Source organism: Pseudoxanthomonas sp. F11 (assembly GCF_037046485.1).
Classification (GTDB): Bacteria; Pseudomonadota; Gammaproteobacteria; order Xanthomonadales; family Xanthomonadaceae; genus Pseudoxanthomonas_A.
The window spans coordinates 157,062-178,229 of the sequence record NZ_JBANLZ010000004.1 but is presented as its reverse complement, the minus strand read 5'-3'; the positions used below and the strand labels follow the sequence as shown (position 1 = coordinate 178,229).

Annotated in this window: 21 protein-coding genes and 1 tRNA gene; 2 read left to right on the top strand and 20 right to left on the bottom strand. The window is 67.9% G+C overall.

The genetic code is table 11. The features are described from left to right. The 12 genes from nuoI to tpiA form a co-directional block, all read right to left on the bottom strand. A complete protein-coding gene (gene nuoI, locus V8246_RS13640; protein WP_162108528.1) occupies window positions 1-489 on the bottom strand; it encodes an NADH-quinone oxidoreductase subunit NuoI in 489 nt (162 codons plus the stop codon). Between the two features lie 3 nt (window positions 490-492). Continuing rightward, entirely contained in the window at window positions 493-1,584 is a 1,092-nt protein-coding gene (gene nuoH, locus V8246_RS13635) for an NADH-quinone oxidoreductase subunit NuoH (protein ID WP_162108529.1), read from the bottom strand. Continuing rightward, window positions 1,581-3,815, bottom strand: a complete 2,235-nt coding sequence (nuoG, locus tag V8246_RS13630) for an NADH-quinone oxidoreductase subunit NuoG (protein ID WP_336189684.1) — start codon at window positions 3,813-3,815, stop codon at window positions 1,581-1,583. Before nuoG ends, nuoH begins: the two co-directional genes overlap by 4 nt. Continuing rightward, window positions 3,812-5,176 (bottom strand): NADH-quinone oxidoreductase subunit NuoF, encoded by a 1,365-nt coding sequence (gene nuoF, locus V8246_RS13625; protein ID WP_187572978.1) that lies wholly within the window; start codon window positions 5,174-5,176, stop codon window positions 3,812-3,814. The genes nuoG and nuoF overlap by 4 nt, the downstream gene beginning before the upstream one ends. Window positions 5,177-5,180: 4 nt before the next feature. Continuing rightward, complete coding sequence (gene nuoE / locus V8246_RS13620) at window positions 5,181-5,708, bottom strand: NADH-quinone oxidoreductase subunit NuoE (protein WP_162108532.1); 528 nt, start codon at window positions 5,706-5,708, stop codon at window positions 5,181-5,183. Further along, entirely contained in the window at window positions 5,705-7,009 is a 1,305-nt protein-coding gene (locus V8246_RS13615) for an NADH-quinone oxidoreductase subunit D (protein WP_336189683.1), read from the bottom strand. Before V8246_RS13615 ends, nuoE begins: the two co-directional genes overlap by 4 nt. Continuing rightward, on the bottom strand, window positions 7,006-7,731 hold the full coding sequence (locus V8246_RS13610; RefSeq protein ID WP_336189682.1) for an NADH-quinone oxidoreductase subunit C: 726 nt from the start codon (window positions 7,729-7,731) through the stop codon (window positions 7,006-7,008). Before V8246_RS13610 ends, V8246_RS13615 begins: the two co-directional genes overlap by 4 nt. Before the next feature lie 43 nt (window positions 7,732-7,774). Then, window positions 7,775-8,329, bottom strand: a complete 555-nt coding sequence (locus V8246_RS13605) for an NADH-quinone oxidoreductase subunit B (RefSeq protein ID WP_162108535.1) — start codon at window positions 8,327-8,329, stop codon at window positions 7,775-7,777. Further along, on the bottom strand, window positions 8,320-8,676 hold the full coding sequence (locus tag V8246_RS13600; RefSeq protein WP_162108536.1) for an NADH-quinone oxidoreductase subunit A: 357 nt from the start codon (window positions 8,674-8,676) through the stop codon (window positions 8,320-8,322). The genes V8246_RS13605 and V8246_RS13600 overlap by 10 nt, the downstream gene beginning before the upstream one ends. A 309-nt stretch (window positions 8,677-8,985) precedes the next feature. Continuing rightward, a tRNA-Leu gene (locus tag V8246_RS13595) sits at window positions 8,986-9,070 on the bottom strand. 47 nt (window positions 9,071-9,117) lie between these two features. Next, the gene (secG, locus tag V8246_RS13590) at window positions 9,118-9,564 is read right to left on the bottom strand and encodes a preprotein translocase subunit SecG (protein ID WP_187572980.1); all 447 of its coding nucleotides are present in this window, start codon (window positions 9,562-9,564) and stop codon (window positions 9,118-9,120) included. A 58-nt stretch (window positions 9,565-9,622) separates the two neighbouring features. Continuing rightward, on the bottom strand, window positions 9,623-10,381 hold the full coding sequence (tpiA, locus tag V8246_RS13585; RefSeq protein ID WP_336189681.1) for a triose-phosphate isomerase: 759 nt from the start codon (window positions 10,379-10,381) through the stop codon (window positions 9,623-9,625). A gap of 107 nt (window positions 10,382-10,488) precedes the next feature. Between tpiA and V8246_RS13580 the strand changes: the two genes are divergently transcribed. Further along, window positions 10,489-11,298, top strand: coding sequence for an SDR family NAD(P)-dependent oxidoreductase (locus tag V8246_RS13580; protein ID WP_336189680.1), 810 nt, complete (start codon window positions 10,489-10,491; stop codon window positions 11,296-11,298). Between the two features lie 115 nt (window positions 11,299-11,413). Here the strand turns inward: V8246_RS13580 and V8246_RS13575 are convergent, their stop codons facing one another. The 5 genes from V8246_RS13575 to trpB all read right to left on the bottom strand — a co-directional run bounded on the left by V8246_RS13575 (window position 11,414) and on the right by trpB (window position 16,905). Then, on the bottom strand, window positions 11,414-12,352 hold the full coding sequence (locus V8246_RS13575) for a 2-oxoglutarate and iron-dependent oxygenase domain-containing protein (RefSeq protein ID WP_336189679.1): 939 nt from the start codon (window positions 12,350-12,352) through the stop codon (window positions 11,414-11,416). 74 nt (window positions 12,353-12,426) lie between these two features. After that, window positions 12,427-13,776 (bottom strand): phosphoglucosamine mutase, encoded by a 1,350-nt coding sequence (gene glmM / locus V8246_RS13570; RefSeq protein ID WP_336189677.1) that lies wholly within the window; start codon window positions 13,774-13,776, stop codon window positions 12,427-12,429. Continuing rightward, window positions 13,773-14,666, bottom strand: coding sequence for an acetyl-CoA carboxylase, carboxyltransferase subunit beta (gene accD / locus V8246_RS13565; RefSeq protein WP_162108542.1), 894 nt, complete (start codon window positions 14,664-14,666; stop codon window positions 13,773-13,775). Before accD ends, glmM begins: the two co-directional genes overlap by 4 nt. A gap of 87 nt (window positions 14,667-14,753) precedes the next feature. Then, window positions 14,754-15,551 (bottom strand): tryptophan synthase subunit alpha, encoded by a 798-nt coding sequence (trpA, locus tag V8246_RS13560; protein ID WP_336189676.1) that lies wholly within the window; start codon window positions 15,549-15,551, stop codon window positions 14,754-14,756. A gap of 142 nt (window positions 15,552-15,693) precedes the next feature. Further along, window positions 15,694-16,905, bottom strand: coding sequence for a tryptophan synthase subunit beta (trpB, locus tag V8246_RS13555; RefSeq protein ID WP_336189675.1), 1,212 nt, complete (start codon window positions 16,903-16,905; stop codon window positions 15,694-15,696). 95 nt (window positions 16,906-17,000) lie between these two features. Between trpB and V8246_RS13550 the strand changes: the two genes are divergently transcribed. Then, window positions 17,001-17,891 (top strand): LysR family transcriptional regulator, encoded by an 891-nt coding sequence (locus tag V8246_RS13550; protein WP_336189674.1) that lies wholly within the window; start codon window positions 17,001-17,003, stop codon window positions 17,889-17,891. Here V8246_RS13550 and V8246_RS13545 read toward each other — a convergent pair. The 3 genes from V8246_RS13545 to V8246_RS13535 are packed head-to-tail and all read right to left on the bottom strand — an operon-like array spanning window position 17,888 to window position 21,080. Then, window positions 17,888-18,520, bottom strand: a complete 633-nt coding sequence (locus tag V8246_RS13545) for a phosphoribosylanthranilate isomerase (protein WP_336189673.1) — start codon at window positions 18,518-18,520, stop codon at window positions 17,888-17,890. The genes V8246_RS13550 and V8246_RS13545 overlap by 4 nt on opposite strands. A 22-nt stretch (window positions 18,521-18,542) precedes the next feature. After that, window positions 18,543-19,346, bottom strand: coding sequence for a tRNA pseudouridine(38-40) synthase TruA (gene truA, locus V8246_RS13540; protein WP_336189672.1), 804 nt, complete (start codon window positions 19,344-19,346; stop codon window positions 18,543-18,545). A gap of 18 nt (window positions 19,347-19,364) precedes the next feature. Then, window positions 19,365-21,080: a FimV/HubP family polar landmark protein gene (locus V8246_RS13535; protein ID WP_336189671.1), complete on the bottom strand. Its 1,716-nt coding sequence runs from the start codon at window positions 21,078-21,080 to the stop codon at window positions 19,365-19,367. Window positions 21,081-21,168 lie beyond the last annotated feature (88 nt).

The window sequence follows — 21,168 nt, the reverse complement described above, 5'->3', positions numbered from 1 at the left end:
TCAACGGAAGGCGGCGTCGGCGGCGCGGCGCTCGGCGATCTCGGCTTCCAGCCGGTCGCCGATCGCCAGCAGCTGCGGCTTGGTGACGATGTTCTGCCCGCGCTTGTCGAAGTGGTACTCCAGCACGTGCGTTTCCACGATCGAGTCCACCGGGCAGCTCTCCTCGCAGAAGCCGCAGTAGATGCACTTGAACAGGTCGATGTCGTAGCGCGTGGTACGGCGGGTGCCGTCCTCGCGCGGGGCCGAGTCGATGGTGATCGCTAGCGCGGGGCACACGGCCTCGCACAGCTTGCAGGCGATGCAGCGCTCCTCGCCGTTCGGGTACCGGCGCAGCGCGTGCAGGCCGCGGAATCGCGGCGACTGCGGGAACTTCTCCATCGGATACATCAGCGTGTACTTCGGCTTGAAGGTGTACTTCAGCGTCAGCCACAGGCCCTGGAGCAGCTCCAGCAGCATCAGGCTCTTGAAGTAGTGCACAACCTTGCTCATGTCTTACACACCCTTCTCGAACACGCCGAAGAACACCAGCAACGCCGTCACCGCGATCCAGAAGATCGTGAGCGGGATGAACACCTTCCAGCCCAGGCGCATGATCTGGTCGTAGCGGTAGCGCGGGAAGCTGGCACGGAACCAGATGTAGGCGCTGGCGAAGAACAGCACTTTCAGCAGCAGCCACGGCCAGCCGCCGGTCCAGATCCAGTCGATCCAGGGCGACACGTCGGCCGTAATCCAGCCCTGCAGCGGGCTGAGCCAGCCACCCAGGAAGAACAGCGACACCAGGAAGCTGACCAGGATCATGTTGGCGTATTCGGCCAGGAAGAACAGCGCGAACGCCGCACCCGAATACTCCACCATGTGGCCGGCCACGATCTCCGATTCGCCTTCCACCACGTCGAACGGCGAGCGGTTGGTCTCGGCGACGCCGGACACCCAGTACACGATGAACAGCGGGAACAGCGGCAGCCAGAACCACTCGAAGAAACCGGCGTTGCCGGACTGCGCCATCACGATGTCGGTCAGGTTCAGGCTGCCGGCGGCGATCAGCACGCCCACCAGCGCGAAGCCCATGGCGATCTCGTAACTGACGACCTGCGCCGCGGAACGCATGGCGCCCAGGAACGCATACTTCGAGTTCGACGCCCAGCCGGCGATGATGATGCCGTACACGCCCAGCGAGGTCATCGCCAGCAGGTACAGCAGGCCGGCGTTGGCGTTGGACAGCACTAGCTGGTAGTCGAACGGCACCACCGCCCACGCGGCGAACGCCGGGGCCAGCACGATCAGCGGCGCGATCACGTACATCGCCTTCTGCGCGCTGCTGGGCTGGATGATTTCCTTGAACAGCAGTTTGAACACGTCGGCGAAGGCCTGGAAGATGCCCATGCCCACGTACATCGGCCCGTGACGCACGTGCATCCAGCCGATCAGCTTGCGCTCCCACACCACGTAGAACGCGACCGAGATGATCACCGGCATGGCGATCGCCAGGATCTTCAGCACGATCCACAGCACCATGCCGATGTCGCCCAGCCCGAAGAACCACTCGCGCAGGGGACCGACAGCATTGATCAGGAGTTCGTTCATGCGCTCACCACCGTCACGCGTCCGGCACCCAGCGGCGCCGTGGCACCGTAACCGCTTTCGATCCAGGCGGCACCCGCGGCGACGCGGGCGTCCACCGCCACCGGCAACGCGGCAGTGCCGATACCGTTGCCGACTTTGGCGACCTGGCCATCGGCCACGCCGGCAGCCTGGGCGTCGGCCGGGTTCAGCACGATGCGGGCACCGACATTCAGCGGATGCGCCTGCAGCGCTTCCGCCCGGCGCACCGTGCCATCGGTGCGGTAGATCGCCGCGCTGACGGCCAGCTCCAGGCCTTGGCCACTGGCCGCAGGTGCTGCGGATTTCGCGATGGCGACGGGCTTCGTGTTGCGGATTGCTTCGCGCATCCCTGCCGCATCGGTGAACTCGAAGCCGGCCAGCTGCAGTTCGCCCCCCAGGGCGCGCAACACCTTCCAGCCCTCGCGGGCCTCACCTGGCAGCTTGCCGGCGGCCTGCGTGTGCTGTTCACGCCCGTCCAGATTGGTCAGCGTGGCCTCGATCTCGGGCAGCGCGCCGATCGGCAGGATCACGTCGGCGACATCGCGCGTGGACGTGCAGGCGAAGTGACTGAAGGCCACCACCTTCGCCGATGCCAATGCCTTGGTGGCCGCCGGCGTGTCGGCGAAATCCAGGCCCGGCTCGACGCCGTAGATGACGTAAGCGCTGCGCGGCTCGGCGAACATGCCGGCCACGTCGCGCGCGCTCGGCAGCACGCCATGGCGCGCCAGGCCCACGGCATTGGCGCCCTGCGGAATGCGGCACAGCGAGGCGCCCGTCGCGGCGGCGAAGTCACCCGCAGCGGCACGCAGGGCGGCAGCCTGCGGATGGTTCTCGGCAATGCCGCCGACGATCACCACGGCACGATTGGCGGCGTTGGCGACATCGCGCAACGCGGCGTCATTGAGGGCGCCGGCCAGCTGCGACGGCGCGACGATGCGCTTGCCGGCGATGCTGAAGGCGAAGTCGAAATCGACCGGATTGACCACATGCACCTTGGCGCCCTTGCGGACGGCCTTGCGGATGCGCTGGTGCAGCAGCGGCAACTCATGGCGGATATGGGTGCCGAACAGCACGATGACATCGGCCTGCTCGATCTCCGCCAGCGGCAGCGCGAACGGCTCGGCGACGGCGCCGTCGGAGAAGTCGCGATTGTGGATGCGGTGATCCAGGTTGCCGGTGCCCAGGCCTTCGGCCAGCTTGGCCAGCAGGCCGCCCTCCTCGTTCGACACGGCCGGATGCACCAGCACGCCGAGGCTGTCGCCACGGTGCGCGCGCAGGATCTCGGCCGCGGCAGACAGGCCTTCCGCCCACGAGACTTCGCGCCACTCGCCGTTGACCTTCTGCAGCGGCTTCACTGCACGGTCGTCGGCGTACAGGCCCTGGTGCGAGTAGCGATCGCGGTCGGACAGCCAGCACTCGTTGACCGCCTCGTTCTCGCGCGGGACGGTACGCAGCACCTGGCCGCGACGCGCGTGATGGAACAGGTTGGAACCCATCGCATCGTGGAAGCCCACGGATTCGCGCGCGATCAGTTCCCACGGACGGGCGCGGAACTGGAACACCTTGTTGGTCAGCGCACCCACCGGGCACACGTCGATGACATTGCCGGAGAGCTCGGTGGTCAGCGGCTTGCCGTCGTAGGTGCCGATCTGCAGGTTCTCGCCGCGGTACATGCCACCCAGCTCGTACGTGCCGGCGACGTCCGCAGTGAAGCGCACGCAGCGCGTGCACTGGATGCAGCGGGTCATCTCGGTGGCGACCAGCGGACCGATATCCTCGTCCGGCACCACGCGCTTGCGTTCCTGGAAGCGGCTGACCGAACGGCCGTAGCCCAGCGACAGGTCCTGCAGTTCGCACTCGCCGCCCTGGTCGCAGATCGGGCAGTCCAGCGGATGGTTGATCAGCAGGAATTCCATCACGTTGCGCTGCGACTTCAGCGCCTTGTCGCTGCGCGTGGCGATCTTCATGCCGTCCATCACCGGCGTGGCGCAGGCCGGCGCTGGCTTCGGCATCTTCTCCACTTCCACCAGGCACATGCGGCAGTTGGCCGCGATCGGCAGCTTCTCGTGGTAACAGAAGCGTGGGATCGGGATGCCGGCCTTGTCGGCCGCCTGGATGATCATCGAACCCTTCGGTGCGGCCAGCTCCACGCCGTCGATGAAGACGGTGACGTGGTCCGGCGGCAGGTTCGGGTTGACGGGCTGCGCACTCATGCGGCCACCTTGCTCTCAATGACCGTACCGGCGCGCTGGTCGTCGACCAGGAAGCGCTTGTTGACGATCGCGTATTCGAATTCGTTCCAGAAGTGGCGCAGGAAGCCCTGCACCGGCCATGCGGCGGCCTCGCCGAAGGCGCAGATGGTATGGCCTTCGATCTGGCCGGCAGCGGCCTTCAGCATGTGCAGGTCGTCCAGCGTCGCCTTCTGTTCGGCGATGCGGGTCAGCATGCGGTACATCCAACCCGTACCCTCGCGGCACGGCGTGCACTGGCCGCAGCTTTCCTTGTAGTAGAAGCGCGCGATGCGCTGGCAGGCACGCACCATGCAGGTGGTGTCGTCCATCACGATGACGGCGCCCGAACCCAGGCCGGAACCGGCCTTCTGGATGGCGTCGTAGTCCATCGTCAGGCCCATCATCACCTCGCCCGGCAGCACCGGCATCGAGGAGCCACCCGGGATGACCGCCTTGAGCTTGCGCCCCTCGCGCATGCCGCCGCACAGCTCAAGCAGGTCCGCGAACGGCGTGCCCAGGCGGATCTCGTGGTTGCCCGGTCGCGCGACGTGGCCGGATACCGAGAAGATCTTGCAGCCGCCGTTGTTCGGCTTGCCCAGGTTCATGAACCACTCGGCGCCGTTGCGCACGATGGCGGGCACCGATGCATAGGTTTCGGTGTTGTTGATCGTGGTCGGCTTGCCGTACAGGCCGAAGTTGGCCGGGAACGGCGGCTTGAAGCGCGGCTGGCCCTTCTTGCCTTCCAGCGACTCCATCAGCGCGGTTTCTTCGCCGCAGATGTAGGCGCCCGCACCGAGGGCGTTGTACAGGTCGATGTCCACGCCCGAACCAAGGATGTTCTTGCCCAGCCAGCCGTGCTTGTAGGCCTCGGCGGTGGCTTCTTCCAGGTGCTCGAAGGGCTCGTGGTGGAACTCGCCGCGCAGGTAGTTGTAGCCCACGGTCGAACCGGTGGCGTAGCAGGCGATCGCCATGCCCTCGATCACGGCGTGCGGGTTGTAGCGCAGGATGTCGCGGTCCTTGGCGGTGCCCGGTTCGGATTCGTCCGAGTTGCAGAGGATGTACTTCTGCATGTCGCCCTTGGGCATGAAGCTCCACTTCAGGCCGGTCGGGAAGCCCGCGCCGCCGCGGCCGCGCAGGCCGGACTGCTTGACCATCTCGACGACGTCGGCCGGCGGGATCTTCTCTTCGATGATCTTGCGCAGCGCGGCGTAGCCGCCGGTCTTCAGGTAGTTCTCGTACGACCACGGCTTGTCGAAATGCAGCGTGGTGTAGACGGCCTGGTGCTCCTTGGGAGCCGGGCCGACCGGGCCGTAGCCTTCGGAATAGTGGGAATGGCCTGCCATGTGCTTACTCCAGCCCGTCCAGCAGCTCGTCGACCTTCGCCGGCGTCAGCTTCTCGTGGTAATGGCCGTTGATGACCACGACCGGCGCACCGCAGCACGCGGCCACGCACTCTTCTTCGCGCTTCAGGTACACGCGGCCGTCGGCGGTGGATTCGCCCAGCTTGCAGCCCAGCTTCTTCTCCGCGTGCGCGACCAGGTCCTGGGCGCCGTTGAGCCAGCAGCTGATGTTGGTGCAGAAGGCGACGTTGTTGCGGCCCACCTTCTCGGTCTCGAACATCGAGTAGAAGCTGGCGACCTCGTAGGCCCACACCGGCGGCAGATCCAGGTATTTGGCGACCGCGGCGATCAGTTCGTCGGTCAACCAGCCGTTGTTCTGCTCCTGCGCGGCATGCAGGCCCTGCAGCACCGCCGACCGCTTGCGGTCCGGCGGAAACTTGGTCAGCCAATGGTCGATGTGCGCGCGCGTCTTGTCGCTCAGCGCCACCAGCGGATCGACGTTCTGCGCCGCTTCGAAATTACCCGTGGCCCTCATCGGTCCACCTCACCAAAGACAAGATCATAAGTACCGATCATCGCGACGACGTCGGGGAGCATGTGGCCGCGCACGATCTCGTCCATCGAGGACAGGTGCGCGAAGCCCGGCGCGCGCAGCTTCACGCGGAAAGGCTTGTTGGCGCCGTCGGACACCAGGTAGCAGCCGAACTCGCCCTTCGGCGCCTCGACTGCGGCATAGGTTTCGCCCGCCGGCACGCAGTAGCCCTCGCTGAAGAGCTTGAAGTGATGGATCAGCGCTTCCATGTCGTCCTTCATCTCCTCGCGCTTGGGAGGAGCGACCTTGAAGTTCTGCACCATGACCGGGCCGGGATTGGCCTTCAGCCACTGCACGCACTGCTTGATGATGCGGTTGGACTGGCGCATCTCGGCCACGCGCACCAGATAACGGTCGTAGCAGTCGCCGTTCACGCCCACGGGGATATCGAAATCCACCGCGTCGTACTTCGCATACGGCTGCTTCTTGCGCAGGTCCCAGGCGATGCCCGAGCCGCGCAGCATGGCGCCGGTCATGCCCCAGGCGCGCGCCTGCTCGGGCGTGACCACACCGATGCCGACTGTGCGCTGCTTCCAGATGCGGTTGTCGGTCAGCAGCGTCTCGTACTCGTCGACGCGCTTCGGGAACTCGTTGGTGAAGTCTTCCAGGAAGTCCAGCAGCGAGCCTTCGCGCGCCTGATTGAACTGTTTGAGCGCCTTGCCCTTGCGCCAGGGCGATTCCTTGTACTTCGGCATCCGGTCCGGCAGATCGCGGTAGACGCCGCCCGGCCGGTAATACGCCGCATGCATGCGCGCGCCGCTGACCGCTTCGTAGCAGTCCATCAGTTCTTCACGCTCGCGGAAGGCGTACAGCATGACCGCCATGGCACCGAGGTCGAGCGCGTTGGAACCGACCCACATCAGGTGGTTCAGGATGCGGGTGATCTCGTCGAACATCGTACGGATGTACTGCGCCCGCTCCGGCGCCTCGATGCCCAGCAGAGTCTCGATGGCGCGCACGTAGGCGTGCTCGTTGCACATCATGGACACGTAATCCAGGCGATCCATGTAGCCGATCGACTGGTTGAACGGTTTGGACTCGGCCAGCTTCTCGGTGCCCCGGTGCAGCAGGCCCACGTGCGGATCGGCACGGACGATGGTTTCGCCGTCCATCTCCAGGATCAGGCGCAGCACGCCATGCGCGGCCGGGTGCTGCGGGCCGAAATTCAGCGTGTAGTTGCGGATTTCCTGCTTGGCTTCGGCAGGGTTGCTGGCGAACGCGATGCCGGATTGCGGATTGCTCATGCCTTGCCCTCACGCGTCGCGGCTTCGCCGGCGGCGGTCTGGTAGCGCGCATCGTCGCGGATCACGCGCGGCACGCCGACGCGCGGCTCCACCGAAGTGACCGGCTCGTACACCACGCGCTTCTTCTCCTCGTCGTACCGGACTTCGACGTTGCCGATCAGCGGGAAGTCCTTGCGGAACGGATGGCCGACGAAACCATAGTCGGTCAGGATGCGGCGCAGATCCGGGTGTCCCTCGAAGATGATGCCGTACAGATCGAAGGCCTCGCGCTCGAACCAGTTCAGGCCCGGCCATACGTCGCAGAGCGAGGCGACGACCGGCAGGCCGTCGTCCGGCGCGAAGCAGCGCACGCGCACCCGGCGGTTGTGCTGGTAGGACAACAGGTGCAGGACCACGGCGAAGCGGTTGGGGCGGGCGGCGTCGCGCGGACGCTGTTCCCAGTTGAAGCGGCCCGGACCGAAGCCCTCGACGCCACGGCTGAAGCCCTCGGACGACACGTCGGCGGTATCCCACTCGGCGCTGCCGTAGCCCAGGTAGTCCACGCCGCTGATGTCGACGGCCTGCTCGAAGCCGAATTCGTCGCGCAGGGCCAGCGCCACGGCGTGCCAGGACGCGGACGGCACTTCCAGGGTGATCTCGCCGCGCGGCTCGGCGACGCTGACCGTCGCGTCGGCGAAACGCGCGCGCAACCGGTCGGTGAAGTTTGCAGCTTGCTCAGCCATGGGGCGTGGCGTGCTCTAGATAAGGGATCGGGAGAGAAACGGATCAGCGTGCGATGGTCTGCGTGCGCCAGATCTTCTTCTGCAACTGCAGGATGCCGTACACCAGCGCTTCGGCCGTGGGCGGGCAACCGGGCACGTATACGTCCACCGGCACCACGCGGTCGCAGCCGCGCACGACCGAGTACGAGTAGTGGTAGTAGCCGCCGCCGTTGGCGCAGCTGCCCATCGAGATGACCCATTTGGGGTCGGGCATCTGGTCGTAGACCTTGCGCAGCGCCGGGGCCATCTTGTTGACCAGCGTGCCGGCCACGATCATCACGTCGGACTGGCGCGGCGACGGGCGGAACACCACGCCGTAACGGTCCAGGTCCAGGCGCGAGGTGCCGGCGTGCATCATCTCCACCGCACAGCAGGCCAGGCCGAACGTCATCGGCCACATCGACCCCGTACGCGCCCAGTTCATCAGCGCGTCCACGCTGGTGGTCACGTAGCCCTTTTCCAGCAGCGGGTTGTCGCCTTCGGGGCGCAGGATGTCGTCCACCCGCCCTTCCGGGATCGGGTTGTTCATCAGACGGTCGACGGTCTGGATCACTCCCATTCGAGCGCTCCCTTCTTCCAAACGTAAACGAAGCCGAGGAACAGCATGCCCACGAACAGGCCCATCGTGACCAGCGCACGCGGACCCAGCTCCTGGAACACCAGCGTCCACGGAACAATGAAGATGATTTCCAGATCGAACACGATGAACTGGATGGCGATCAGGTAATAGCGCACGTCGAACTTCATGCGCGCGTCTTCGAAGGCCTCGAAGCCGCATTCGTACGGGGACAGCTTCTGCGCGTCGGGGCGACGCGGACCCAGGAAGCGTCCGGCCACCATCAGCGCGATGCCGATGCCGGTGGCGACGATCAGGAACAACAGGGTGGGCAGGTAATTGGCCAGCACTCGCTTGTCTCTTCTTGTCCTATCCGCCGACGCGCGGGGGCGCGGTCCGGCATGCATCGGGCTCGCATCGCCCGCCTGGCCGCGTCGCGTGTCGCGACCGGCCCGCGGCGAAACCGCCCGGGCCCACCTTCGGCGGGCGCCCTTCCGCAACACGTACCGGGCACCCGATGAATCGGCGGGATTGTAACGGTTTGTGAACTAGCTAGTAAACGATTACCCGCGCTTTTTAAGCTTGGCGGCAAAAGAAAAAACCCGCCGTAAGGCGGGTTTTTTGTGGCGGGAACGACGTTGCCGCCGACCCGCCGGTGTTGGTGCCCAAGAGGGGACTCGAACCCCTACGACTTTCGTCGCTACCACCTCAAGGTAGTGCGTCTACCAATTCCGCCACCTGGGCATTGAAACCTGCGCGACGCCTGTCGCGTCCCGCCATTGTATCCGGGCTCAGCCGCCTTGCGGCGGGGTTACCGGCGGCTGCTCGGACGCAGGCGCGGCCTGTTGCGGCGCGGCGGGCGCATCGCCGGCCGGCGCGGCAGGCGCCTGCTGGATCGGCGTGCTCGGCACGGTCGACGGCTTGGGCAGTTCACCCACCGGCGCTTCGGCCGCTGCAGGCAGCTGCGACATCACGCCAAGGTTCTGCTGGGCGGCCGGACGAGCGCTGTGCGTGGCATACCAGGCCATGAACAGGCTGATGCCGAAGAACGCGATGGCCAGCCACTTGGTGCTCTTGGAGAGGAAGTTGGACGCGCCCCGCGCACCGAACACCGTGCCGGAGGCGCCCGCACCGAAGCCGGAGCCGGCCTGTGCGCCGGAACCGCGCTGCATCAGCACCAGCGCGATGATGGCGATGGCCACCAGCACGTACACCACATTCAGGATCAACATCCACATTTGGAATCAGTCTCAACCGGTTGAGTCGTCGGCCCCCTGCGGAGCCGGTCTTGCCGGGTCAGCCCCGGCCGGCCGCCGCTCGCGCGATGGCCAGGAAATCCCGGGCGACCAGCGAAGCACCGCCCACCAGCCCTCCATCGACATCGGGCTGCGAGAACAGTTCCGCGGCGTTGTCGGGCTTGACGCTGCCCCCGTACAGGAGGGGCAACGAATCGGCGATTCTAGCATCGCGCGCGGCCACTTCGCCACGGATAAAGGCATGCACGGCCTGCGCCTGGGCCGGGGTGGCGGTCAGCCCGCTGCCGATGGCCCAGACCGGCTCGTAGGCGATGACGGCACCATCGAAGGCCTGCGGGCCGGCCAGGTCGAACACGGCTTCCAGTTGCTTGAGGATGCGGAATTCCGTCTGGCCGTCCCTGCGCTGCTGCTCGGTCTCGCCCACGCAGAGCACCGGGATCAGGCCTGCGTGCTTGGCCGCGACGAACTTGCGGGCCACGAACTCGCTGCTCTCATTGTGGTATTGCCGGCGCTCGGAATGGCCGACCAGGCCGTAGCGGGCGCCCACGTCGACCAGCATCGAGGCCGAAACTTCGCCGGTATAGGCGCCCTTCTCGTTGCTGCTGACGTCCTGCGCGCCGAAGGCCACGCCACGGTCGCCGTAATCCTCGATCAGTTCGCCCAGATAGGGCAGCGGCGGCAGGACCAGCACGTCCACCCCCTCCAGCGGCAGGCCTGCGACCAGTTCGTCCATCAGCGCCGTGGCGAATTGACGGGTGCCATGGAGCTTCCAGTTGCCGGCCACGAGCTTGCGACGCATAAGACCAATTCCTGTCCAGTTCGGGGCCGCGCAGTCTAGCCGATGTTGGGCGAGGCACCTACCGGCCGCGCTATCTTTCCCGTCCCATGTCCGCACAGGCGTTGTCCATGCCCTCTGCCTCCCCTGCCCCGATCCCCGGCTACGCGCTGGTAACCGGCGCCTCCAGCGGCATCGGTGAACGGATCGCGCGCGAGTATGCGCGACGGGGCGTGCCATTGGTGCTGACCGCGCGGCGCACGGATCGGCTGCACGCCCTGGCGGAGGAGCTGCGGGCACACGTGGCGGTGGAAGTGGTGGCCGCCGACCTGGCCGATCCCGCCGCGCCGGCCGCCCTGGTGGAGGAACTGGATCGGCGCGGGGTGCGGATCCGCATCCTGGTCAACAACGCCGGCTACGGCATGCCGGGACGCTACCGCAGCAGCGACTGGGCCGACCACGCCGCGTTCATGCAGGTGATGACGACCACCGTATGCGAGCTCACCTGGCGGCTGCTGCCCGCCATCCGCGCCGACGGACGGGGACGGATCCTCAACGTCGCGTCGTTCGCCGCCCTGATGCCGGCCGCCGACGGGCAGACCCTGTATGCACCGGCCAAAAGCTTCCTGCTGAAGTTCAGCGAAGCACTGGCACTGGAGAACGCCGACCGCGGCGTCCACGTCACCGCGCTGTGCCCGGGTTTCACCTATTCCGAATTCCACGATGTCACCGGCACGCGCACCCGCATGCGGGTGTCGCCAGCGATGTGGCTGCAGGCCGAGGACGTGGCGCGCGCCGGCATCGACGGCAACGAGCGCGGCCAGGTGCTGGTAGTGCCCGGATGGCGTTACCGGGTGCTGCACGCCATCGTGAAACTGCTGCCGCACCGCGTGGCGATGGGGATGATGGCCAGGAATTCACGGCGGGTACGGCCGCTGTAGCGGCCGTACCCGCCGTGACGTGATGGGAGAGTGGCGATTCGGGATTCGCCAGGGCAAAGACGCGCGGTCTCTGCCTGCTCTTGCGAATCCCCACTCCCGAATGCCGAATCCCGGCTTACTTCAGCTTGATCTCGCGCAGGCGCTCTTCCAGATAGCCCTGCGCGGTGATCGGCTCCGGGTAGCGCTTCGGGTTGTCGGGCGTGATCGTGGACGGCAGTACGTCGATCAGGAAATCCGGATTCGGGTGCAGGAAGAAGGGCACCGAGTAACGCGGCTGACGCGCCTGCTCCCCAGGCGGATTGGTCACGCGGTGGGTCGTGGACGGGTACACGTGGTTGGTCAGGCGCTGCAGCATGTCGCCGATGTTGACCACGATGGTGTCGGCATCGGACGTGAACGGCACCCACTCGCCCTTCTTCGACAGCACCTCCAGGCCTGCGGCGCTGGCGCCCACCAGCAGCGTGATGAGGTTGATGTCCTCGTGTGCGCCGGCACGCACGTTGGGGATGTTATCGGCGGTGATCGGCGGGTAATGGATCGGTCGCAGGATCGAGTTGCCGGCGTCGGTCTTGTCGGCGAAATAGTCCTGGGGCAGACCGATGTGCAGCGCCAGCGCCGAGAGCACGCGCGAGCCCAGCTGGTCCAGCGCCTGGTACAGGCCGTAACCATGCTCCTTGAATCCGGGCACTTCCACCGGCCACAGGTTGGGCGGCATGACGTCGCGGTACTTCGAATCGTCGGGAATCTCGCGACCGATATGCCAGAACTCTTTCAGGTCGAAGTGCTTGGAGTCCTTCGCGGTCTCCACGCCGAACGGCGTGTAGCCGCGTGCGCCGCCGCCGCCGGGCACGTGGTACTGCTTCTTCGTTTCTTCCGGCAGCGCGAAGAAACGCTTGAACACGTCGTACGCGGCATCGATCCGCGCCTGCGGGATACCGTGGTTGCGGATGCCGGCAAAACCCCATTCGCGATAGGCCGCACCGAGTTCTGCGACGAACGCATCGCGGTCGGTATCGAAACGGGTGATGTCCAGCGTGGGGATTCGGGCGCTCATGCAATCTGCTCCAACAGGGAAAAGGCGCGGGAGGCCATGGGACCATCGCCGCGCCGGAGGTTCATTGATCCGGCTCAAGCCGCGGCGGCGGCGCGCACGGCGTCGGCAAGCGTTTCCAGCGTGCTTTTCACCAGCGCGTCGTCGTCGGCTTCGACCGTGACACGCACGACCGGCTCGGTGCCGGAGGGACGCAGGAACGCGCGACCGCGCCCGGACACCGCCGCCTGCGCCTGCATCAGCGCGGCCTGCACGCTGGGGGCTTCGGTCGGCTTGGCGCCGTTGGCCAGCTTCACGTTGATGGTCTTCTGGGGCAACATGGTCAGCCCGTCCAGGGCGTCGCGCAGCGTCTGCCGGCGGCGGCGCAGGGCTTCCAGCACCTGCAGCGCGGCGATGATGGCATCGCCGGTGGTGGTGCGATCCAGGCACAGCAGGTGTCCGGAGGCTTCGCCGCCCAGCACCGCATTCCCTTCGACCAGCGCCTGATGCACGTAGCGGTCGCCCACCTTGGTGCGGACGAACGGGATTTCCAGCTTGGCCAGTGCGCGTTCCAGGCCGTAGTTGGTCATCAGCGTGCCGACGACAGGGCCACGCAGGCGGCCGCTGGCCTGCCAGTCGCGCGCCAGCAGGTAGATCAGCTGGTCGCCATCCACCGGCGTGCCCTGGCCGTCAGCCATCAGCACGCGGTCGCCGTCGCCATCGAAAGCGATGCCGAGGTGGGCACCGGTCTCACGCACCTTGGCGGCGAGGCTCTCCACGTGCATGGAGCCCACCCCGTCGTTGATGTTGACGCCGTTGGGCTCGGCACCGATGGTGATCACGTCGGCGCCCAGTTCGCGGAACAGCAGCGGCGCGATGTGGTACGTAGCGCCGTGCGCGCAGTCCAGCACCACCTTCAGCCCCTTCAGGTCGAAGCGGCGCGGTACGCTGGCCTTGCAGAATTCCATGTAGCGACCGACCGCGTCGCGCGTGCGGATCGCCTTGCCCAGCTTCTCGGATTCGGCGGTGAAGAACGGCGCATCGAGCGCGGCCTCGATGGCCAGCTCCGTCGCATCATCCAGCTTCTCGCCCTCGGCGGAAAAGAACTTGATGCCGTTGTCGTGGTGCGGGTTGTGCGAGGCGCTGATGACGATGCCGGCATCGGCGCCCAGCGTACGCGTCAGGAACGCGACCGCCGGCGTGGGCATCGGCCCCATCAGCTGCACGTCGGCGCCTGCGGCCACCAGGCCGGCCTCGAGCGCGGCTTCGAACATGTAGCCGGAGATGCGGGTGTCTTTGCCGATCACCACGACCGGACGCGCATCGCCCGCCTTCTCGCACAGCACGCGGCCCAGGGCGTTGCCCAGGCGCAGCACGAAATCGGCGGAGATCGGGCTGGTGCCGACGCGGCCACGGATGCCATCGGTCCCGAAGTACTTTCGGCTCATGCGGTCACCAGTTCGCTGTCCTGCGGCTTGGGCTGTCTCATCAGCAACGCCAGCAGGTCGGCCAGGCGGTCACGCATCTCGCGGCGGTCGCAGATCTGGTCGATCGCTCCGTGCGACAGCAGGAACTCGGAACGCTGGAAGCCTTCCGGCAGGGTCTCGCGGACGGTCTGCTCGATCACGCGCGGGCCGGCGAAGCCGATCAGCGCTTCCGGCTCGGCCAGGTTGATGTCGCCCAGCATCGCGAAGCTGGCCGACACGCCGCCGGTGGTGGGGTGCGTCATCACCGAGATGTACGGCAGGCCGGCCTCGCGCAGCCTGCCCAGCGCGGCCGAGGTCTTGGCCATCTGCATCAGCGAGAACAGGCTTTCCTGCATGCGCGCGCCGCCGCTGGCGGAGAAGCACACGAACGGCGAACCGATCTCCAGCGCGCGCTCGGCGCCCAGCGAGAAGCGTTCGCCCACCACCGACCCCATCGAACCGCCCATGTAGGCGAAGTCGAAGGCGCTGGCGACCAGGTCGCGCCCCTTCAGCGTGCCCTGCAGGGTGATCAGCGCATCGCGCTCGCCGGTGCTCTTCTGCGCGGCCTTGATGCGGTCGGCGTACTTCTTCTGGTCCTTGAACTTCAGCACGTCGGTCGGGCCCAGCGCGGCGCCGATCTCGCGGGTGCTGCCAGGATCGAACAGCGCGGCCATGCGCGCACGGGCGCGGATCGGCATGTGGAAGCTGCACTTCGGGCAGACCTCCAGGTTTTCCTCCAGCTCCGGCCGGTACAGCACCGCGCCGCAGCGGTCGCATTTTTCCCACAGCCCCTCGGGGACGCTGCGTTTGCTCTTGCCCGCGTTGCCTTCGGTGCGGATGCCCGACGGCATCAGTTTGCTGAGCCAGCTCATGCGTGGTCTTGCTGCCTGCCCCGGGAGGGGCCCAATGGATGAGCGCGGCAGTTTAGCTCAGTCGTCCATGCACAGCCGTACGGTGGTTCAGGCGTCCAGCGCCGCCCGCAGCGGCGCCAGGAAGGCCGAGGCGCGCGCGGGGGCGTCGGCACCGGCCTCGGCCAAGGCCGCCACCAGCGCGCTGCCCACCACCACGCCATCGGCATCGGTCGCCATCGCGCGGGCGCTGTCGGCATCCCGGATGCCGAATCCCGCCACTACCGGCGCGCGGGAGCCTGCCCGCAACTGCTTCAGGCGCTCGCCCGCCGCGGCCGTGTCCAGGCGATCGGACGCGCCCGTCACGCCCGCGAAACTGACGTAGTACAGGTAGCCCTGCGCGGTGTCGCACAGCATCCGCAGGCGCTCGGGCGAGGTGGTCGGCGAGGCCAGCGCGATCAGGGCGAGCCCTTCGCGATTGAACACCGTACGGGTCTCCTCGGCCTCTTCCGGCGGCAGGTCGACCAGTAGCACGCCGTCGACGCCGGCCGCGACCGCTTCACGGGCGAAACGCTCGGCCCCATGGATCTCGACCGGGTTCAGGTAGCCCATCAGCACGATGGGCGTGGTGTCGTCCTGCTGGCGGAACACCTCCACCGCTTCCAGTACGTAGCGCAGCCCTGCGCCGCGGGCCAGCGCGCGCTCGGAGCTGCGCTGGATGACGGGTCCGTCGGCCATCGGGTCGGAGAACGGCACGCCCAGTTCGATGACATCCGCACCGGCATCGACCAGCGCATGCAGCACCGGGACCGTGCTTTCCAGCGAGGGATCGCCGGCGGTGATGAACGGCACCAGCGCCTTGCGGCCGGCGGCCTTGAGGGTGGCGAATTTCTGTTCGAAACGGGTCATCGGAAATATCCAGCAGGTCGGGCTTGTAAGCCCTCCCCTTCAAGGGGAGGGTTGGGTGGGGATGGGGTATTGGCCTGCCTGTTCATGGAAAGACACACCATCCCCTCCCCGGCCCTCCCCTTGAAGGGAAGGGAGCAAGGCGTCAGAGGGAAATGCCTTCACGCGCGGCGATGGTGTGCACGTCCTTGTCGCCACGGCCGGACAGGTTGCACAGCACCAACTGGTCCTTGGGCAGCTCGCGCGCCAGCTTGATCGCCTGGGCGACGGCGTGGCTGGACTCCAGCGCGGGCAGGATGCCCTCGGTGCGGGTCAGGCGGTGGAAGGCGGCGAGTGCTTCCTCGTCGGTGACGCCGACGTACTCCGCGCGTCCGCTGTCCTTCAGAAAAGCGTGCTCGGGTCCGACGCCCGGGTAATCCAGGCCGGCGGAGATCGAATGGGTTTCGATGATCTGCCCATCGTCGTCGCAGATGACATAGGTGCGGTTGCCGTGCAGCACGCCGATGCGGCCCGCCGACAGCGACGATGCATGGCGACCGGTCTCGATGCCGTCGCCGGCCGCCTCGGCGCCGACGATGCGCACGCCCGCATCATTGAGGAAGGCGTGGAACAGGCCGATCGCGTTGCTGCCGCCGCCGACGCAGGCGGTGATGGCATCGGGCAGGCGGCCGTAGTCGGCCAGCATCTGCGCCCTCGCCTCGCGGCCGACCACGGCGTTGAAGTCGCGGACCATGCGCGGATACGGGTCCGGACCGGCGACGGTGCCGATGATGTAGAAGGTGTCGTGCACGTTGGTCACCCAGTCGCGCATGGCTTCGTTCAGCGCGTCCTTCAGCGTCGCTGAGCCGCTGGTCACCGGCACCACGGTCGCGCCGAGCAGCTTCATCCGGTAGACATTGATCTTCTGCCGCTCGATGTCCGTGGCGCCCATGTAGACCACGCATTCCAGCCCCAGCCGGGTGGCGACGGTGGCGCTGGCCACCCCGTGCTGGCCCGCGCCGGTCTCGGCGATGATCCGCTTCTTGCCCATCCGGCTGGCCAGGAGCGCCTGCCCAATGGTGTTGTTGATCTTGTGCGCGCCGGTGTGGTTCAGGTCCTCGCGCTTGAGCAGGATCTGCGCGCCGCCGACCTCTCGGCTCAGGCGTTCGGCGTGGTAGATCGGGCTGGGCCGGCCGACGTAATGCTTGAGGTCCTTGTCGAAGGCGGCGACGAAGGCCGGATCGACGCGGGCGGCGTCGTAGGCGGTGGCGAGCTCCTGCAGGGGCCCGATCAGCGTTTCGGCGACGAAACGTCCGCCGTGGCGGCCGAAATGGCCACGGGCATCCGGATAGGCGTGGAAATCGGTGGCAGACGGCATGATCGGTGTTCCGGCGAGCGATGCTTCACGTTATCGCACAACGACCTTCGGGAACATCGACTATTCGGGCCCGATTCGTGAGTTAAACTCACGCGATGACCCGACCGCTGCCGTCCCTGAATGCCCTGCGCGCCTTCGAGGCCGCCGCCCGCTTGGGCAGCGTCAGCCAGGCGGCCGGGGAACTGCACGTCACCCACGGCGCGGTCAGCCGCCATATCCGCGCGCTCGAAGATGCGCTGGGCCGTCCGCTGTTCGTCCGTGATGGACGGGGCCTGGCCCTGACCAGCGACGGCCATCGCCTGCGCGACAGTGCGGGCGAAGCGTTCGGTGTACTGCAGGCTGGCTGGGCCGCGCTGCAGCGCGGTCCGCGCGCGGCGGCGCTGGTGTTGGGCTGCCCGGGCAGCCTGCTGGCGCGCTGGGTGATCCCCCGCCTGGAACGCCTGGCGGCGGACCTGCCCGATCTGACCCTCCATCTGTCCGCGCAGGAAGGCGGTATCGACCTGACGGCCGCAGGGCTGGATGCCGCCCTGCTCCTGGGCGAAGCGCCCTGGCCGCCAGGATGGCAGGTCTGGCCGCTGGCGCCTGAGCGGATCGGCCCGGTACTCAGCCCTCGCCACGCACGGTTCGACGTCTTGCGCGATGGGCCGCCGCGCGCGCTGCTGGACGAACCGCTGCTGCACACCGCCTCGCGGCCGCAGGCCTGGCCGCGCTGGCTGGCGTCGCACCAGCTGACGGACGCGCCGCGCCTCGGCACCGGTTTCGATCACCTGACCTATCTGCTGGAGGCGGCGGTCGCGGGGCTGGGTGTCGCCATCGCGCCGCGCGAACTGGTGCAGGCCGATCTGGACAGCGGACGTCTGGTCGCGCCGTGGGGATTCGCCGACACCGGCGGAACCTGGGCGCTGTGCGCGGCGCGCGGCAATCCCGATGCACGCATTCCCCAGCTGGCCGACTGGCTGCGCCGCGACCTGCTGTCCGCAGGCTAGCCGCGGGTATCGGCGATGCGGACCGCCTCGACGAAGCGCCGCATCTTCTCCGGATCCTTCTCGCCGGGTGCGGTCTCGATGCCGCTGGACACGTCCACGCCCCAAGGGTGCGCCGTGCGCAGGGCCATCCCGACGTTGTCGGCCGACAGGCCACCGGCCAGCAGGCACGGGCGGTCGGTGACGGCCGGCATCTGCCGCCAGTCGAATCGCTGTCCGCTGCCCCCCTGTTCGCCCGCCCCGTGGCCGTCGAAAAGAAAGCCGCTCGCGTTCGGATAGGCCGCCAGGCTGGCGAAGGCGCCACCCTCCTGCCCGCCCATCGCGATCGACTTCCAGAATGGCCGATGGAAAGAACCGGCGAAGGCATCGTCCTCGCCACCGTGGAACTGCAGCAGGTCCGGCCGCAGGGATTCGATGATCTGCTCGATCTCGTTCCGCGGGTTGTCCATCACCAGCGCCACCACGCCGATTTCCTCCGGCACCAGGTCGCGCAGCATGCGCGCCTGCCCCAGCAGCAGCCGGCGCGGGCTGCGCGGTGCGAACACCAGGCCGATATAGTCCGCACCCAGTTCCACGGCCAGGCGGACATCCTCGGCGCGGGTCAGCCCGCAGAACTTGATGCGCGTATGCATGGCGGAAGGGTAACCCGGCAGCTCAGCCGATGGCGGCAGGCAGGGTCACTTCCGACGGCAGGCCCCATTCGCCCGGATACAGCGGACTGACGAACACCAGGCCGTCCGGCGGCGCGGTCGGCCCGGCAACGGTGCGGTCGCGGCCGGCCAACAGCTCACCGATCCAGCCTTCCGGCTGTTCGCCCCGCCCCACCACCAGCAGCGAACCCACGATATTGCGCACCATGTGGTGCAGGAACGCATTCGCCTGTACCTCGACGATCACGCGCTCGCCCTGGCGTACCACGGAGATCGCGTGCAGGTTGCGCATCGCGTGCGGCGACTGGCAGTGCACGGTGCGGAACGCGCTGAAATCGTTCTCGCCCACCAGCACCTGCGCGGCGCGGTGCATGGCGTCGGCGTCCAGCGGCATCCTTTCCCAGCTCAGGTACTGGCGCTCCAGCGCCGGGCGCGCCAGCCGGTTCACCAGCGTGTAGCGATAGCGCCGTGCGCGCGCGGAGAACCGCGCATGGAAATCGTCGGCCACGGGCTGGCACCAGCGTACGCAGACCGCCGGCGGCAGGCGCGCCGTGGCGCCCAGCAACCAGCCGCGCGGCGTGCGCGCGGCATCGCTGTCGAAGTGGACGACCTGGCATTGCGCATGCACCCCGGCATCGGTGCGGCCGGCGCAGATCGTGTCTACCTGGGCGTCGGCCACCGACGACAGTGCGCCTTCCAGCGCCGCCTGCACCGTGCTGGTGTCGTCAGGCGTGCCGGACTTGCTCAGCCGTTGCCATCCCAGGAAGCCGCCGCCGTCGTACTCGACGCCCAGCGCATAGCGCGTCACGACATCACTCCGCGCCCGTCATCCGAGCTCGCGCAGCAGTTGCAACGCCTCGTCGCGTGCCGTCGCGTCGTGGCCGGCGGCGACCTCGTTCAGCAGATCGCGCGCGGTCGCCACGTCGCCCAGGTCCAGATAGGCCACCGCCAGTTCCAGTCGATCACGACCGGCAGGCGCCTGCGGCGATGTCATCGGAGCAGCAGGCGCCGTGTCGCCGCCGGCATGCCAGGTGGGACCCGTCGCGGGCGCGGGTTTCGGCGCGGTCTTGGGCGCTGCGGCGACCGGCACGCTGACCGCCGGCTCGAGCACCGGACTGGGCGCGGGCTCCGCTTCCGGCGTGGCCGCCTGCGGCATCGCGGCGGCCAGTTCCGCGGCACGGCTGTCCGCCGGCGCATGGCCGAACACGGGGTTGCGCGGCACCGGTGCTGGCGCAATGCGCTGGCGGCGCTGCGCGAAACCCCACGCCAGCGCCCCGACGAACAGCAGGCCGAAGCCCGCCCACGCCCAGACCGGGATGCCGCCCTCGCTGCCATTGCCCTGCGCCAGGCGCTGCTGCGCGGCGGCGAGGTCGCTGTCCTTCATGGCCAGCAGCTTCTCCTGCTGAGCCTTGAGCTTTTCCAGTTCCGCCACCTGCGAGCGCAGTTCCTGCACCTCGGCTTCCCGCGCGGCCAGGTCTTCCTTCGATTGCTGCAGCTGTTCGTTCGCCAACATCTCGCCCTCACCGCCGGCACTCACGCCGGACTGCGTTCCAGAACCCGACGTGCCAGCGGCCGCGGGAGCGATTTCCAGGCGCGCGTCGGCCACAGGCGCAGTGCGCGGTGCCTGCGGCGCGGTCGTCGCCGCAGGCGCGGGCTCGACCACCGCGGCCGGCTGCGGGATCGGCGCGCGCGCGCGTCGCCACTCGGCGATCTGGCTGCGTACCAGGGCGGCGGCCTCGTCCTCGAGGATGGTCTGCGCCTCGGCCGACTCCGGCACGCGCAGCACCGCGCCCTGCTTGAGCAGGTTGATGTTGCCGTTGATGAAGGCCTCGGGGTTGGCGCGCAGCAGTGCGACCATGGCCTGGTCCATGGTGTAGCCCTGCGCGCGCGCCAGCGGCGCGGCCACCTGCGACAGCGATTGTCCACGCCGCACGGGCGCCAGCGCATCGCCCGGCGCGATCTGCGCGGCCGGCACAGCGGCAACAGGTGCGGGCGCGGGCGCGCGAGGTGGCGCGGTCAGCGGTGCCCGTTCGGCCGGGACGGATTCCGGCGGGGTGGCCACGACAGGCTGGGCAGGCCGGGCAATGGTATCCGTGGGCGCGGCGACCGGCGCATCGATCACCGGCTGACCGGCCGCCGCCAGCGTGCCCGGCGCGCTGACCAGCGCGGAGTACTCGCGCACCAGCCGGCCCTGACCCCAGTCGACTTCGATCAGGAAATTGACCGCCGGCACGTCCACCGGCGTGCGGCTGGTGACGCGTACGACCGGACGGCCGGCTTCATCCAGCGCGACGCTGAAGTCCAGTTCGTTGACCAGCCCTTGCGGGCGCGGCAGGCCGACGCGCTCGAACGTCGTGGGCGACGCCAGACGCGCACGCAGCTGCTCCAGCTCGCCCGGCTCGCTGGAAATGATCGGAATCTCGGCCAGCAGCGGCTGGCCGGGTTGCGATTTGACCTTGATCTCCCCCAGGCCGAGCGCGAGAGCAGAGAAACACTGCAGCGTGAGCAGCAGCGCAACGAGCCGGCGAACCAACTGTTTCAAGAGGGGCCCCTATCGGCTTGACGCGCCCAAATCGAGCGGAACTGCGCGCAACTTATTGTTACTGACGGTACCCGTCAAGGTGCCCCAC